Source organism: Neisseriaceae bacterium CLB008 (assembly GCA_041228285.1).
GTDB lineage: Bacteria > Pseudomonadota > Gammaproteobacteria > Burkholderiales > Neisseriaceae > JAGNPU01.
Window position 1 is genome coordinate 435,848 of the sequence record CP166133.1, and the last position, 15,481, is coordinate 451,328.

A 15,481-nucleotide genomic window follows, 5' to 3' on the forward strand; every position below is an offset into this window, starting at 1 on the left:
ATGGTCATGAAGCAATTGCCCGTGCTGTTTGTGTCCCATGGTTCGCCCATGATGGCGATTGAGCCTGGCGTGGTCGGGCCTAAACTACAGGATTTAGGCCAGAAGCTGCTGGCCAGACACACCATTAAGGCTGTGTTGGTGGTGTCGGCCCATTGGCAGACTGAATCTTCAGTTGGGATCACTGCTCAAGCGCAGCCCGGCGTGATTCATGATTTTTATGGGTTTCCGCCAGCGCTCTATGAATTGGACTACGATACCGCAGGCGCTCCAGACTGGGCGATGACGCTACACGGGCTCTTGGCCGCAGCAGGTGTGCCGGCTCAGCTGAGTCAGGATAGGGGCTTGGATCATGGCGCTTGGGTGCCGCTGCGCTATTTGTTTCCTGAAGCGGATCAAGCGGTGGTGCAGATGGCTTTGCCTCATCCGCTCAGTGGACAACAGGCCTATGACTTGGGGCGCTTACTACAGCCCTTGCGCGACCAAGGCGTGTTGATCGTGGGCTCGGGCAGCTTGACGCATAATTTGCGCGATTTAGGCCGCAGCGCTCTGGCGGCGCCCTACGTCATTGAATTTACTCAGTGGATAAAGGAAAAATTGGCCTCGAAAGATGTGGCCAGCATAGTGGATTATCGGGTTTTAGCGCCGCATGCCGTGCGGGCTCACCCAAGCGAAGAACATTTTCTGCCTTTACTGGTGGCCTTAGGCGCCAGCGTGGGCAGTGATGCAGTGGCAGTGATGGAAGGCGGGATTGAATATGAAGCTTTGTCTATGGACGGTTTTGTATTCAGCGCCGAGGCTGACGCTTATTTAAACTCAGTAGCTCAATAAATAAAGAAGGATTAAGTATGGATGATCGCACACAGATCGGTTTGGCCGCATTATTATTACGCGTGGCTTTAGGGGTGATGTTTTTGGCCCATGGTTTAACCAAGTGGTTGGTGTTTACCCCAGCCGGTACGGTGGAGTTTTTTGGCTCTTTAGGCTATCCAGCTATTTTGGCCTACGCCATCATGGTGTTTGAAGTGGCCGCTGGTGTCTTGCTTCTGTTAGGCCTGTTTACCCGTTGGGTCAGCGCCTTGGGCGTGGTGGTGCTGTTTGGCGCCGCAACGGTACACTTTCCTGCGGGCTGGCCTTTTGGTAACGAAGGCGGTGGTTGGGAATACCCTATTTTCATGGTGTTCACGTCTGCGGCTTTGGCCTTATTAGGCGGCGGTCGATTTGCTTTGACGGCTGCGAAGAAAAGCCAGTAACGTCAGCGTGTGACCCTGCAGCGCCCCGCTCAATGAGCGGGGCGTTGTTTTTTGTGTCAGCATTAGCGAGGACCAGGCTTAAATCCATGGCTGCGGGCAATCCAGACGATGCTTAAGGATACCAGTGCTAATACCAGTAGCGGCCAAGGGAATTGAATCACGGGTATGATGCCCAGAAGCAGGCCACCGACCAAGCTGCCGCAGGCAACGGCTAGGTTCCAAGTGGTCACGACAATCGATTGGGCCGTATCCACCGCTTCATGAGCAGCATCGGCGCTGGCGGTGATCAAGAGTGTGGCGGAGCCGCCAAAGCTGAGCCCCCAAAGGCCAACGGCCACAAACACTACGCCGGGGTGATGGCTCCAAATACCCATTAGTGTGGCCGTAAAGGTAAATAAGATCAGGCTGAATAGGGTCAGCGAGCGCAACAGGCGGTCGACCCAAAATCCCACCAAAATGATGCTTGCCAGAGCCATTGAGCCAAACACCAACAGCACCGTATCAACCCGCTCAGCTAGGCCAGAATGGACTAAGAAGGGGGAGATATAGGTATAGAGCAGGTTATGAGCCACGATCCAAATAAAAATCACCGCCAAAATCGACCTCATGCCAGGCAAGGTAAAGACCTGACGCAGGTTTAGGCGCTGCGTATTGGGCTCGCTAGCAAGGCCGGGAACGCCGCGCCATACCCAGGTCATCAATACGGCGCCAAGTAGGGAGATTAAGAAGAAAATGGTACGCCAGCCTAGCACAGAGCCCAGCCAGGTCCCAAGTGGCAGGCCAATGGAAAAAGCAACGGGGGTGCCGAACATGGCAATGGCCAGCGCTTTACCCTGTAGCGTAGGATGGACTAAGCGGCGCGCATAGCCTGCCAGTAAGCCCCAGCATAGGCCGGCGGATATGCCAGCAAGCAAACGAGCCGCCAGAATGATGCCATAGTGATGAGACACGGCGGTGATGGTGTTGAACACCAAAAAGCCAGCAATCGCCAACATCAATACTGTTTTTCGATTCCAGCTTCGGGTCAGGGCGATCAGAGGAATGACTGAGACTAAGGCACCAAAGGCAAATAAGGTAATCATTTGGCCGGCGTAAGCTTCAGAAATCGCTAAGTCTTGGCTGATCTGTGGCAATAGCCCGGCAGGTAGGATTTCGGTCAAAATAGCCGTAAACCCTGTCATGGCGAAGGCTAAAAGAGGTGAAAGGGGGAAGTGGTCTTGCTTAAGTGGCTGATCGTGAAGGCGTGCCATGGTCGACCTTTATATATTATGTATCGATCGGTATATAATATGGAGGTACTCATGCGGCGTCAATAAAACGGCGTTGGGCAGAAGCATTAATGCGCGTGAGTTTAAGCAGACGTTTTGAGGGTTTTGAGCAGTTCGCTTATGGCATTGTCAATATTGGCGAGGGGCGTACCGTCTTGAGCCATGCTGGAAATACTCAATAAAAATCCGTTGAATAGTGTGGCGAAAGTGGTCACATTGGTTTCGGGTGGGAGTTGCTTAAGGGTGATCGCACGTTTTAGACAGCGCTCGAAGCCTGCAAAAGTCTCGGCACGCTGCTGCGCTAGTCTGGCTTGGAGATGCTGGTGTTCGGGGGCGCAGGTGGCCGTGGCCAAAACCACAAAGCAGCCCTTAGGGTGTTGGGTCTGGGTTTGTGCCCGCGCCGACTGGCGTAAAACGTTTTCAATGGCTTGCAGTGGGGGCACGCTGTCGTCGTATAACAGGGCGCTGGCTTGGCCGTGGGTGGCCATATAGGCTTGAAAGGCTTCTAGGAATAGCTGTTCCTTTGACCCAAAGGCAGCGTAAAAACTGGGCGAGGAAATGTGCCCCATATGGGCTTTGAGCATGCTTAAAGACGTGGCTTCATAGCCATACTGCCAGAATAAATCCATGGCTTGGCACAGCGCTTTGTCGCGGTCAAAAGTACGGGGTCGGCCAGCTGGGCGAGCCATGGTTGCGCTCCTTTGTTAAATACATCTTACAAGTATGGCTGCATCTTAGAAGGATGGGCTAAGCTTGTCAAAGCACTTAACCCTTTTGAGAGTGGGTTTATTATATCAGACGCAAAAAAAACGGGCCCCATGATTAGGGCCCGTTGTTGACGTTGGTCACGCTTACAGCAGGACGCGCTCAATGCCACCGTTATTGGCGATTTCCACAAATTCAGGCATCCATTTGTCGCCTAAGGTGTGTTTGGCCATTTCGATCACGATGTAGTCGGCTTCGATCGGCGTGTCTTGCTCATAGCGGCTGAGGCCTTGTAGACAGGCAGGGCAAGAGGTCAAGATTTTCACCGGGTCCTTATTGGGTAGGGCGGCGATGTTCTTCTCGATTTCTTCTTGCTTACGGAAGCGTACCTGAGTCGCAATGTCGGGGCGGTTCACCGCAAACGTGCCCGACTCACCACAGCAGCGATCGGTTAAGGGCACGTCTTGCCCCATCAACGCCGTCACCGTTTTGGTCGGCTGCTGCTGCTTCATCGGCGTGTGGCAAGGATCATGGTAAAGATATTGCTGACCCGCCACACCTTGCAGCTTAATGTCTTTTTCCAACAGGAATTCATGGATGTCGACGATGCGGCAGCCAGGGAAAATCTCGTCAAAGTGATATTTTTCCAGCTGGTCGTAGCAGGTGCCACAGCTGACCACCACGGTTTTGATGTCCAAATAGTTCAGCGTGTTGGCGACGCGGTGGAACAATACCCGGTTCTCGGTGGTGATGGCTTCGCCCTTGTCGCGCTGACCGCCCGAGGTTTGGGGATAGCCGCAGCATAAATAGCCCGGTGGCAACACGGTTTGTACGCCAGCGTGGTAAAGCATGGCTTGAGTGGCTAAGCCCACCTGGCTGAACAGTCGTTCTGAGCCGCAACCTGGGAAGTAGAATACCGCTTCGGCGTCTTCGGCTAGGGCAGGGTTACGGATGATGGGAATGGTTTTATCATCCTCAATGCTCAACAGCGCCCGTGCCGTACGGATTGGCACGTCACGCGGCAGTGGCCGGTTGATGAAGTGAACGATCTGTTCTTTCAGCGTCGGCTGCCCCAGCGTGGCTGGAGGGTTGGCTTTTTGCTGCTTGATCAAGCCTAAGCGTTTGCCCATGCCGTTGGCGAAGCGCTGTGAGGTAAAGCCCAGCTTAATCACCGTGCTGCGCAGTGCCTTGATGCTGGCGGGGTCGGTGGCGTTCAAGAAGGCCATGCCCATGGCCACGGCAGGGCGGAATTTTTTCTGGCCCGACTGGCGCAAGAAGTTACGCACGGCCACGGTCACGTCGCCAAAGTCGATGTTGACTGGGCACGGTTTTTCACAGCGGTGGCAAACGGTACAGTGGTCGGCCACGTCGTTGAGCTCGTCAAAGTGTTTTAAAGACAGGCCGCGACGGGTTTGTTCTTCGTATAAGAAGGCTTCGGTTAACAGGCCGACGCTGAGAATCTTGTTGCGCGGGCTGTATAACAGATTGGCGCGCGGTACGTGGGTGCTGCACACAGGTTTACACTTGCCGCAGCGCAGACAGTCTTTCACCATGCTGGAAATGCTGCCGAGGCTGGATTTTTCCAGAATCAAAGATTCAGTACCCAATAGCTCAAACGAAGGCGTGTAGGCACGGCGTAAATCGCCCTGAGGCATGAGCTTGCCGCGGTTAAAGTGGCCTTTCGGGTCGACGCGCTGCTTGTAGTCCCAAAACGGCTGCATTTCTTCGTCGCTTAAAAACTCTAGCTTGGTGATGCCGATGCCGTGTTCGCCTGAAATCACGCCATTGAGGCTTTTAGCCAGCTTCATGATGCGCTCAACCGCTTTGTGGGCAGTTTGCAGCATGTCGTAGTCGTCAGAGTTCACCGGCAAGTTGGTGTGGACGTTGCCGTCGCCAGCGTGCATATGCAAGGCCACAAAAACGCGGCCGCGCACCACTTTAACGTGGATTTTTTCCAGCGCCTTGATGATGGGTTCGTCGGTTTTGCCGCTGAAAATTTCGGCCAGCTGGCGAATCAAGTCTTTCTTTACCGACACGCGTAGCCTAAAGTCGCGCATGGCGATGAAGCAGCTGTCGCTGCCTGCCGGCTCATCGTCTTCTAGACGGGTTTCGGGGTAGCGTGCTAGGTATTCAGTCACCGGCGTGTCTAGATTGTTTAATAACCACGTCCAACGCTCGTGTACGTGATTGACGGTGTTGATGGCGATTTCTGCGCGGTTGCCGAGCAAGTCTTTGCTGGAAAGGTCGGTGCCCAGCTTGTTAACCGGCAGTTTGCTTTGCAAAAACGGCAAAATGGCTTCGCACAGCGCCAATTTGTTTTGAATCGACAGCTCGATGTTGATGCGTTCAATGCCGTCTGAGTAGTCGCCTAAGCGCGGTAGGGGAATCACCACGTCTTCGTTGATCTTAAAGGCGTTGGTGTGTTTTGCAATTGCTGCCGTGCGCGAGCGGTCCAGCCAGAACGTTTTACGGGCTTCGGGGCTGACCGCGATGAAGCCTTCGCCTTGACGTGCTTGAGCCAGGCCGACGATTTCGGTGGCGATTTGGTCTAGCGCTGCTTCGTCATCCGATACGATGTCGGCCAGCAACACCATTTTGGGGCGGCCTTTGCCTGCCGCTTTAGTCGCGTAGCCTACGGCGCGTACATAGCGCCAGTCTAGATGCTCAAGGCCAGCCATTTCCACCGCTGGGTGGTTATGGATGTGGTCACGAATTTCCACAATCGCTGGCGTGGCGTTGGCCACGGTGCCAAAGAACTCCAAACATACGGTGCGGGTGTGCTTGGCCATGCGATGCAAAATAAAGGCGGCGCTGGTGATGATGCCGTCGGTGCCTTCTTTTTGTACCCCTGGTAGGCCAGACAGGAATTTATCGGTTACGTCTTTGCCTAGGCCGACCTTGCGAAATGAGGCACCGGGAATATCTAACACTTCGGTGTGTTTGATGGTTTCGCCATCGTCTTCAAGGGTGTGGACGTTGAACGTGGCCACGTCGACTTCGTGAATTTTGCCAAAGCAATGGTTAACCCGTTCAATCAACTGCCATTCGCCCTGTGGATTAACCATCTTCCAGTAGGCCAGATTGTCTAGGGCCGTGCCCCACAGCACGGCTTTTTTACCGCCGGCGTTCATGGCCACGTTGCCGCCGACGCATGAGGCATCGGCGCTGGTAGGGTCTACCGCAAATACGAGACCAGCTAGGTGGGCGGTTTCTTCAACGCGGCGCGTCACCACGCCTGCGCCGCAGTGGATGATGGGGCGATCGCCCTCTAAGCCTGGCAGCTTCTTGAAGGTCACGCCGTGATGGCGGTCTAGTTTTTCCGTGTTGATGACGGCGCTCATCGCGTCTAGCGGTACGGCGCCGCCGGTGTAACCAGTGCCGCCGCCCCTAGGGATGATGGTCAGCTCTAATTCGATTAAGGCGCGTACCAAGGGCGCCACTTCTGCCTCGGTGTCGGGCGTCAACACCACAAACGGGTATTCAACGCGCCAGTCGGTGGCGTCGGTTACGTGGCTGACGCGGGCCAGACCGTCGAATTGGATATTGTGTTTTTTGGTGATTTTGCTGAGAGACTTGCTGATGGCTTGACGTTTTTTACGGGTTTCTTCGAAGCTGGCGTCAAAGAGGTTAACGGCTTTGCTGACTTCCATGATCATTTTGGCGACTTGGTCGTTGTCGTCACGCCGTTTTTGAATTTCGCTGATTCGATGACGCATTTCGCGAACCAAGGCGGTTTGCCGATCGGTGTGGGCCAATAAGTCATCGACTAGGTAAGGGTTGCGTTCTACCGCCCATATGTCGCCCAAGACTTCAAACAACATCCGTGCCGAACGGCCGGTTTTTCGCTGTGCGCGTAAAGCTTGTAAAATATCCCAAATGGGCTCGCCCAACAGGCGGATCACAATTTCTCGGTCTGAAAATGACGTATAGTTATACGGTATTTCACGAATACGGGCAGTGGTCATGACTACTCTCTAAAGATTTGGCAGGGTTTTAATTAGTATGTTAGCCGGCCATTTTACCTGAATGCGTGGGTTTGGGGAATGGTTCAGTTGATAAGATATTGTATATAATGGTATTAATTCAATGGGCTAAATTAATTAATACGTCAAAAGCATAAGATGTGGAAAAAGTTTGGCGTTTGGCCGAATAAATGGTATATTACGCCCTTCTATGGCGGGTCTCCCCGCATGGTTTCTTGGGTCAACGGGTCAGGCGCGGAAGCGAGCAGCCCAACTCAAATAAACCAGTGCCGGGGGTCTGGCTCGCCACCTCATTTAGATGTTGATGCAATGTGCATCCGTCGGTAAAAAACCACTCGATTGAGTGGTTTTTTTGCGTTTGGGCGAAGGCTGTATGCTGAACATCATGGCTTATTCATGGTCGCGTAGGGTGGGTAAAGCGTAGCCTACCCACCACTCCTAACGTGCTCAGGTGCCCACATTTAAAACCCGCGTGGGTCACGACCCACCCTACCAAAACAAAAAATCATGGTTTGTTGGTGCTAAATATTAAATCGACTGTCAATGCTTCGGTTATATCGCTATTGATTAAAGGTTGCCTTTCGCCTGTAGGCGACAGACTTTCTTTTGCGTGGCCAAAAGAAAGTATGCAAAGAAAAGGCCACCCCTGCTTATTCGCCCCCTTCTCTGAAGGGGGTTCCCTCGGCGGAACCTATTGGCCCAGCGCGTGCAAAAGTGGTGCCCTCCTATAAAAGCGTGGTCGGCCACCACAAGCTTCTTGCTCGCTTCATCTGGTCCAATAGAACCCGTCTCGGCGACTAAAAGGGGACGGGTACTTCACTGAGGGGCTGAGGTGGTAAGATGAAATTAATATTAGTAAATCCACACACTTTAAACTCAAACCTAAAGGGTTATTTTTAGATAATTAAACATGATGTTTTATCTTTTTCTCTGTAAAAGCTGAAACATCATCTAACTAACTTTAAGCTCACGGCGTATCCCTTTAAGTGAAGTACCGTCCCCTTTTTAGCCGCCGAGGCGGTTCGTGCAGGGCCGGGGATTTTGAGGCAAGCATGGCTTCTTGCCGCCGGCAATGCGCGGGCCAACGAGGGCACCCGCGTAGCGGGCGGATCGCAACGGGCATCATAAAGTGGGGTGTTTTTTCTTTGCTTCGTTTTCCTTAGCATCCAAAAGTTGGACGTCGCCCATCGGGCGAAACAAAACGATTGAGTAATAGCGATATAACCGAAGCATTGAAACAAATGATTTAATAATTTAAACCGGTGGGCTACAAATAACGATCAACCATGGTTTATAGGTTAGGGTGTAGAGGCATGCCCCATCTTGCTAAATGATGCTCTACCAACCGCACCCCACAAAAAAGCCCTCGCGAACGAGGGCTAATGTTTCATCTATTAGGTGCTGCCTTAAATGCTTAGGCCTAATTTGGTACCCGCACGAATCGCCAATTTGGCGTCCAGCGCCTTAGCGTCATGGGCGCCACCGATCACGTGTACCGATGGGTGTTGCAAGGCATCCGCTAAGCTTTGGTTTGGCACTTGGCCGGCGCAGACAATGACTTGGTCTACCGGTAAAACTTGAACCTCTTCACCGATTTTGATGTGCAGCCCTGCATCGTCGACTTTCTCATAGCTGACGTCGCTCACCATGTTCACGCCGCGTAGCTTGAGCGTGGTGCGGTGGATCCAGCCCGTGGTTTTGCCCAGGGTTTTGCCCACCGAGCCAGAGCGGCGCTGTAGCAGCCAAATGTCGCGCGCTGACGGGGCAAGCTTAGGCTTGCTGCTGAGGCCGCCGGGTGCGTTTAGGCTGGCGTCGACCGACCATTCGTGTAGGAATAAATCTTTGTCTAGGGCGCTGTCGGCGCCGTTCTGGCTGAGGTATTCGGCCATGTCAAAGCCAATGCCGCCGGTGCCAATGATGGCCACGCGCTGGCCTACGGGCTGCTTGTCTTGCAACACGTCTAGATAGCTCAAAACTTTAGGGTGAGGCAACCCCTCTAGTTCGATACTGCGGGGCTTAATACCGGTGGCCACCACGACTTCATCGAAGCCATCGACGTCGTTAGGGCCGACGTGCTGGCCCAGCTTTAAGGTCACTTGATGGCGTTTTAGCATCTCGGCGTAATAGCGCAAGGTTTCGTTGAATTCGGGCTTGCCTGGAATGGTTTTGGCAATGTTGAGCTGGCCGCCAATGCGCTGATTTTGGTCAAACAGCGTCACTGCGTGGCCGCGTTCGGCCGCAGTGACGGCAAAGGCAAGGCCGGCAGGGCCTGCGCCGATGACGGCAATGGTTTTAGCCGTTTGGGTCGGCTGGCTTTGCAATAGGGTTTCTTGGCAGGCAAAGGGGTTGACCAAGCAGGACGTCGCCTTGCCTTGAAAAATGTGGTCGAGGCAAGCCTGATTGCAGGCGATGCAGGTGTTGATGATGGATTCTTGTTCGGTGAAGGCTTTTTGTACCCAATCGGCGTCTGCCAAAAAGGGGCGTGCCATGCACACCATGTCAGCCTGGCCTTGGCTCAAAATACCTTCGGCCACGTCGGGCATATTGATGCGGTTGGTGGCCACGACAGGAATGCTGCTGATGGCTTTAAGCTTGGCCGTGGCATCGATGAAGGCGGCGCGTGGCACCATGGTGGCAATGGTGGGGATGCGCGCTTCGTGCCAGCCAATGCCGGTATTGAATACATCGGCGCCGGCGGCAATGATTTTTTGGGCCAGCTGTTCGTTCTCAGACCAGGTGGAACCATTGGGCACAAGGTCGAGTAGGGAAATCCGGAATACGATGATGAAGTTGGGACCGCAGGCGGCACGAATGCCGGCCACGATTTCTTCAGCGATGCGGTGGCGATTGGCCAGGCTGCCGCCGTATTCATCATCACGCTCATTGGTGGCGGGCGCAATGAATTGATTGATCAGGTAGCCTTCGCTGCCCATGACCTCGACGCCGTCATAGCCTGCCTGTTGGGCAAGGCTAGCGGAATGGATATAGTCTTGTACGGTTTGCTTGACTTCGGCCGTGCTCAGCGCTTTCGGGCGAACGGGGTTGATGGGGGCTTGGATGGCGCTAGGCGCTACGGCATTGGGGTGCATGGCGTAGCGGCCAGTGTGTAAGAGCTGCATGCAGATTTTGGCGCCGTGCTTGTGAACCGCGTCGGTGACTAGGCGATGCTGGTCAACTTCGCTGGCCTCTGATAGTTTGGCCGCGTGCGGCATGGTTAAGCCCGCTTCGTTTGGGCTGATGCCGCCAGTGATGATGAGGCCCACGCCGCCTTGGGCACGGGCGCCATAAAAGGCCGCTAGGCGCTCAAATCCATTAGGTGCTTCTTCTAAACCAGTGTGCATCGAGCCCATGATGATGCGGTTGCGGATGGGCTGGTTGGCAAGGGTAATTGCTTGAGCTAACAGGGGGTAGGGGTGGGCCATAAGGGTTCCTTTGTACGGTCGCTAAGGGCCTATGACACAGAAACAGGCCTCAGCGTTTTTGTTTATTGGCAAAGTTTTGTAAAACCCGAGCCAGTTCTGGGTGGTGCTGCAACTGCTTGACGCCATCTTCAATGGCGGCCACGGCCTCGGGTCCTAACTGAGTGTTTTTTATCGTTTTAATCGGCTCAGTGTGGGGTTTGATTTTAACGCGGACTTGCTCAATTTGGGTATGAATAGATTGGAGCGAAGGCACTAAACTGGGCAGGATCATTTTTAAACGTGAGCCAACCATATTGTTGTTTGCGAATATAATCAGGGTGTTACCTTCTATGCAGGCAACTTTAAAGTGACCCTTTAAGTTGTAGGGTAAAAGCCCGGCGACTTGATTTTCAATTTGTTGCCACAATCTGACCTGTCTGAATAAGGCCTCTAGACGAGGGTCTCGTTGGCTTTGTTCGTTGATTTTTTTCATGGCATCGGCATCGTGGTAAAGGGGTAGGGGCACGCTGGCTTAACGGTTTTAGGCCCTAGTGATGATTAGTCTAACAGCAAAAAAGGCTGATCGGGGTTAATGTTAAGGCTCAGTATTTTAATGACTGGGTGCTGAATAATATGTTAAAATTTGCCATTAATTTTTTGCCTGAATAAATGAATATAAGGGCTAGGAAAGTATATGTTAACCAATTTAGCAAAAAAAATCTTTGGTAGTCGTAATGATCGCTTATTAAAGCAATATGGTAAAGTCGTTCAGAATATTAATGCGCTCGAGGCCGGTTTGACGCCGTTGAGTGACGAGGCGTTACAGGCTAAGACTCAAGAGTTTAAGCAGCGACTTGAGGCTGGCGAATCTTTAAATGATTTACTACCTGAAGCTTTTGCGGTGTGCCGAGAGGCCAGCCGCCGCGTTTTGGGCATGCGACACTTTGATGTGCAGTTGGTTGGCGGCATGGCGCTTCATGAAGGCAAAATTGCTGAAATGCGGACCGGTGAAGGTAAAACCCTAGTGGGCACCTTGCCGGTTTATTTAAATTCATTGACCGGTAAAGGCGTACACGTCGTGACCGTCAATGACTATTTGGCCAGCCGCGACGCCGGCATCATGGCACCGCTGTATCAATTCCTAGGCCTCAGCGTGGGCGTGATCTTAAGCAATATGGCCACGCCAGAGAAGCAGGCGGCCTACAGCGCCGATATTACTTACGGCACCAATAACGAATTTGGCTTTGACTATTTGCGCGACAATATGGTGTTTTCATTGGATGAAAAAGTACAGCGTCCTTTGTCTTACGCCGTGATTGATGAAGTAGACTCGATTTTAATCGACGAAGCCCGTACCCCGTTGATTATCTCCGGGCCGGCCGACGACAACGTCAGCATGTATCAAATCATGAACCAAGTGCCACCTTACCTAAAACGCCAAGAAACGGAAGAGGGCGAAGGTGACTACTGGGTAGATGAGAAAGCCCACACCGTGGTGTTGAGTGAAGATGGCCATGAACGCGCCGAAGAAGTCTTGGCGCAGCTAGGCTTGCTGCAAGAAGGCGACTCCTTGTATTCATCTGGCAACATCATGTTGATGCACCACTTAATGGCGTCGCTACGCGCCCACACCTTATTCACTAAAGATCAACATTATGTGATTCAAGACGGTGAAATCGTGATTGTGGACGAATTCACCGGTCGCCTAATGGCCGGCCGTCGTTGGTCTGAAGGCCTGCATCAGGCCGTTGAAGCTAAAGAAGGCGTTGAGATCAAACGCGAAAACGTGACCTTGGCCTCGATTACCTTCCAAAACTATTTCCGCCTGTACAGCAAATTAAGCGGCATGACCGGTACGGCCGACACTGAGGCCTTTGAGTTCCAAAGCATTTATGGTCTTGAAACCGTCATCATTCCGACCAACCGCCCTATGGTGCGTAAAGACCTGAACGACCAGATTTTCCGCACCACGGCTGAGAAATTCAATGCCGTTGTGGCTGACATCAAAGAGCGCCACGCCCAAGGCCAACCTATTTTGGTGGGTACCACCAGCATCGAAAACTCTGAGCTGATGTCGCATCTATTGGATGAGGCTGGTTTGAAACACAACGTTTTGAATGCCAAAGAGCATGCGCGTGAGGCCGATATTGTGGCTCAAGCGGGTAAGCCTGGCATGATTACCGTGGCCACCAATATGGCCGGTCGTGGTACCGACATTGTTTTGGGCGGCAACATCAACCCTGAAATCAACGCCATCATGGCTGACGAAAGCCTATTAGACGCTGAAAAAGAGCAGCGCGTGACGGCTTTACGTGACGTCTGGGCGCAAGATCATGCGACGGTTTTAGCCGCTGGTGGCCTACACATCATCGGTACCGAGCGCCATGAAAGTCGCCGCATCGACAATCAGCTGCGTGGTCGTGCCGGCCGTCAGGGTGATCCTGGCTCGAGCCGTTTTTACCTGTCGTTTGAAGATCCGCTATTGCGCTTGTTTGCGCTGGATCGCGCCGCAGGCCTATTGAATCGTTTGGCGCCAGAAGAAGGCGTGGCGATTGAACATCCTTTCTTAACCCGTCAAATCGAAGGCGCTCAGCGTAAGGTTGAAGGCCGTAACTTTGACGTGCGTAAGCAGTTGTTGGAATACGATGATGTGGCCAACGATCAGCGTAAAGTGGTGTATCAGCAGCGCGATGAAGTCTTGACCTCTGAGGGCGTCAGCGAGCTAGTGGCCGACATGCGCATCGACGTGGTGAATGATTTGGTCGACGAACACATTCTGCCAGACACCATGGAAGAGCAATGGGACATCGAAGGCCTAGAGCGGGTGTTGGCGACGGAATTCAGCACTCAAGTATCCATCAGCGAGTGGATGGCGGCCGATGAGCACTTAGATCCAGAAGGCATTAAAGAGAAGGTGTTGGCGACGTTTGATGCTGATGCCAAAGCCAAGCACGACTTGGTGGGCACTGAGGGCATGCAGCGCTTCGAGCGCAACATTGTGTTGACCATGCTGGACAACAGCTGGCGCGATCACCTGTCTGCGATGGATTATTTACGTCAAGGCATTCATTTACGCGGCTATGCGCAAAAGAATCCTAAGCAAGAATACAAGCGTGAAGCCTTTGCCATGTTCGCCAATATGTTGGAAGGCGTGAAGCGCAACGTCACCAGTATTTTGGCCGCTGCCCGTATTGAAGCCGCCCCTGAAGTCACGCCAGAAGCACAGGCCTTGGCCGAAGCTGAGGCGGGTGAATTTGAAACCGTAGAAGAATTGGTGAGCCTTGGTGCCAACGGCATCGAAGAAGACTTTAGCCGTGAAGGCCTAGCCGCCCGCGGCATTTACGTTGGTCGTAACGATGCTTGCCCATGCGGTAGCGGTGAGAAATACAAACACTGCCATGGCCGTCTGGTGTAACCTCATTTATTGAGGTCAATAAAAAAGCCAATCGCGAGATTGGCTTTTTTTGTGGGTGTGGCCTAGCTGGGCTCAAATGAATCGGTTTCGGCGATGATGAGCTGATTAATGGTTTCTAGGGTTTCTAGGTTCTCATTAAACAGTCCCGTGCTCTGGGCTAGGGTCAGATGGGCCTGTAGATAAGTGTAGCGGGCGTTGGCGCGCTGCTGAATGGCGTCGGAATAGGCTTGTTCAGCCAAGACAAGGTCAAGGTTGCTGCGCACGCCGACGCTTTTACCCAAGGTGGTGGCGTCGAGCTTGGCCTTGGCCGATTTAACCAGGTTTTCTTGGGCGATCAGCTGGGCTTGGCCATTGGTGACGTTGAGGAAGTTTTGGCGAACCTCTTCGGTTAGATCACGGGTGGCGGCTTCGAGTTCGGCTTTGGCTTCTAGCTCTTTGGCCTTGGCCTCGCGCACCTGGCTGTTGATGGCGCCCCCGCTAAAGAGCGGCATGCTGATTTTGATGCCAACGGAGCTGCCGCGGGTGGTGCGCTTTTCATCGCCAGAAATGCGGTTGTAGCTGTCCTGATAGTCGCCGTTGAGGGTGGCAACGGGCAGGCGTTCACTTTGGCTGATGCCGAGGTTTTCAGTGGCGGTTTGCACCGCCAAGGCTTTAATCTTAAGCTGATTGCTGTGGTTGATGGCGGTGTCTAGCCAGGTTTCAAACGGCAGCTGATTGGTCACCAAGGATACACGCTCACCATCGATTTTTTGGATGGTGTTGGCCGGGAGTCCGGTGAGCTGGGTAAGGCGCGCCTGGGCCATTTTTAAAGTGGTCTTGGCGGCGATTTCTTGGGCCGAGGCGGCGTCAAAGCCAGCCTGGGCTTCGTAGGTGTCGACAATGGTGGCTGAGCCAACGTTAAACATGGCTTTGGCCTGCTCTAGCTGTTTTAAATAGGCGGCTTTCGTGGCCAAGGTGGCGCGTAGCTGGTCTTGTGCCAGTAAAACATTGAAATAGGCTTGGCTCACGTTTAATAACAGGCTTTGTGAGGCAAGCAGATACTCTTCATTGGCTAAGTCGGTATTGATCTGGCCTTGCTTGTAGCGATGCCATTTATTCATGTCAAACAGCGGCTGGCTGACCTGTACCCCCCAGCCTTGGGTGCGGCTATTGTGGCGATCAGGCTCTTTATTGAATGCTTTACCTGCCTGGCCGTTGATGCTGACCTGAGGCAATAGGTTGGCGCGGCCTTGAACGGTTTGTTCTTGACCGGCGTCACGGGCATAGCTAGCGGCCGCAAAGCGAGCGTCATGGGCTTGGGCGGCCTGCCATGCTTCGAGCAGGTCAAAGGCCTGGGCAGCAGGGCTGGTGACGCTCAGTAAGGCCAGGCTGGTTAGGGTTAGCCAAGGTTTCATAGGGAGGCAGTGTTTCATAAAAAGCGGCATCATGAGGTTAATAAAATCCTTGCTTCGTCGTTATT

9 protein-coding genes and 1 other RNA gene are annotated in these 15,481 nt (G+C 53.2%); 4 read left to right on the top strand and 6 right to left on the bottom strand.

The genetic code is table 11. The features are described 5' to 3' along the window. Positions 1 to 6 precede the first annotated feature (6 nt). Positions 7 to 828: a class III extradiol ring-cleavage dioxygenase gene (locus AB8Q18_01975; protein XDZ51839.1), complete on the top strand. Its 822-nt coding sequence runs from the start codon at positions 7 to 9 to the stop codon at positions 826 to 828. A gap of 17 nt (positions 829 to 845) precedes the next feature. Beyond that, positions 846 to 1,250: a DoxX family protein gene (locus AB8Q18_01980; GenBank protein XDZ51840.1), complete on the top strand. Its 405-nt coding sequence runs from the start codon at positions 846 to 848 to the stop codon at positions 1,248 to 1,250. Positions 1,251 to 1,312: 62 nt separating this feature from the next. On the opposite strand, the gene AB8Q18_01985 is transcribed toward AB8Q18_01980, so the two are convergent. From AB8Q18_01985 to AB8Q18_01995, 3 genes are all read right to left on the bottom strand, one after another. Continuing rightward, positions 1,313 to 2,500: an MFS transporter gene (locus tag AB8Q18_01985; protein ID XDZ51841.1), complete on the bottom strand. Its 1,188-nt coding sequence runs from the start codon at positions 2,498 to 2,500 to the stop codon at positions 1,313 to 1,315. A gap of 101 nt (positions 2,501 to 2,601) precedes the next feature. Further along, positions 2,602 to 3,207 carry a TetR/AcrR family transcriptional regulator gene (locus AB8Q18_01990; protein ID XDZ51842.1) on the bottom strand — a complete coding sequence of 202 codons (606 nt, stop codon included), beginning with the start codon at positions 3,205 to 3,207 and terminating at the stop codon, positions 2,602 to 2,604. A gap of 162 nt (positions 3,208 to 3,369) precedes the next feature. Continuing rightward, a complete protein-coding gene (locus AB8Q18_01995) occupies positions 3,370 to 7,188 on the bottom strand; it encodes a DUF3683 domain-containing protein (protein XDZ51843.1) in 3,819 nt (1,272 codons plus the stop codon). A 210-nt stretch (positions 7,189 to 7,398) separates the two neighbouring features. On the opposite strand from AB8Q18_01995, the gene ffs reads away from it, so the two are divergent. Continuing rightward, positions 7,399 to 7,496: signal recognition particle sRNA small type (gene ffs / locus AB8Q18_02000), an RNA gene on the top strand. A 1,116-nt stretch (positions 7,497 to 8,612) separates the two neighbouring features. Here the strand turns inward: ffs and AB8Q18_02005 are convergent. Together AB8Q18_02005 and AB8Q18_02010 are read right to left on the bottom strand one after the other, a co-directional pair. After that, complete coding sequence (locus AB8Q18_02005; GenBank protein ID XDZ51844.1) at positions 8,613 to 10,628, bottom strand: FAD-dependent oxidoreductase; 2,016 nt, start codon at positions 10,626 to 10,628, stop codon at positions 8,613 to 8,615. Between the two features lie 49 nt (positions 10,629 to 10,677). Next, entirely contained in the window at positions 10,678 to 11,100 is a 423-nt protein-coding gene (locus tag AB8Q18_02010) for a DciA family protein (GenBank protein XDZ51845.1), read from the bottom strand. A gap of 201 nt (positions 11,101 to 11,301) precedes the next feature. On the opposite strand from AB8Q18_02010, the gene secA reads away from it, so the two are divergent. After that, the gene (secA, locus tag AB8Q18_02015; GenBank protein ID XDZ51846.1) at positions 11,302 to 14,022 is read left to right on the top strand and encodes a preprotein translocase subunit SecA; all 2,721 of its coding nucleotides are present in this window, start codon (positions 11,302 to 11,304) and stop codon (positions 14,020 to 14,022) included. A gap of 62 nt (positions 14,023 to 14,084) precedes the next feature. Here the strand turns inward: secA and AB8Q18_02020 are convergent, their stop codons facing one another. Continuing rightward, positions 14,085 to 15,416: a TolC family outer membrane protein gene (locus tag AB8Q18_02020; protein ID XDZ51847.1), complete on the bottom strand. Its 1,332-nt coding sequence runs from the start codon at positions 15,414 to 15,416 to the stop codon at positions 14,085 to 14,087. Positions 15,417 to 15,481 lie beyond the last annotated feature (65 nt).

Coding starts and splice junctions, on each gene's coding strand:
- AB8Q18_01985 (XDZ51841.1), bottom strand. CDS start 2,500: ATGGCACGCCTTCACGATCAGCCACTTAAGCAAGACCACTTCCCCCTT.
- AB8Q18_02010 (XDZ51845.1), bottom strand. CDS start 11,100: ATGAAAAAAATCAACGAACAAAGCCAACGAGACCCTCGTCTAGAGGCC.
- AB8Q18_02020 (XDZ51847.1), bottom strand. CDS start 15,416: ATGAAACCTTGGCTAACCCTAACCAGCCTGGCCTTACTGAGCGTCACC.
- AB8Q18_01975 (XDZ51839.1), top strand. CDS start 7: ATGAAGCAATTGCCCGTGCTGTTTGTGTCCCATGGTTCGCCCATGATG.
- AB8Q18_02005 (XDZ51844.1), bottom strand. CDS start 10,628: ATGGCCCACCCCTACCCCCTGTTAGCTCAAGCAATTACCCTTGCCAAC.
- AB8Q18_01995 (XDZ51843.1), bottom strand. CDS start 7,188: ATGACCACTGCCCGTATTCGTGAAATACCGTATAACTATACGTCATTT.
- AB8Q18_01980 (XDZ51840.1), top strand. CDS start 846: ATGGATGATCGCACACAGATCGGTTTGGCCGCATTATTATTACGCGTG.
- AB8Q18_01990 (XDZ51842.1), bottom strand. CDS start 3,207: ATGGCTCGCCCAGCTGGCCGACCCCGTACTTTTGACCGCGACAAAGCG.
- secA (XDZ51846.1), top strand. CDS start 11,302: ATGTTAACCAATTTAGCAAAAAAAATCTTTGGTAGTCGTAATGATCGC.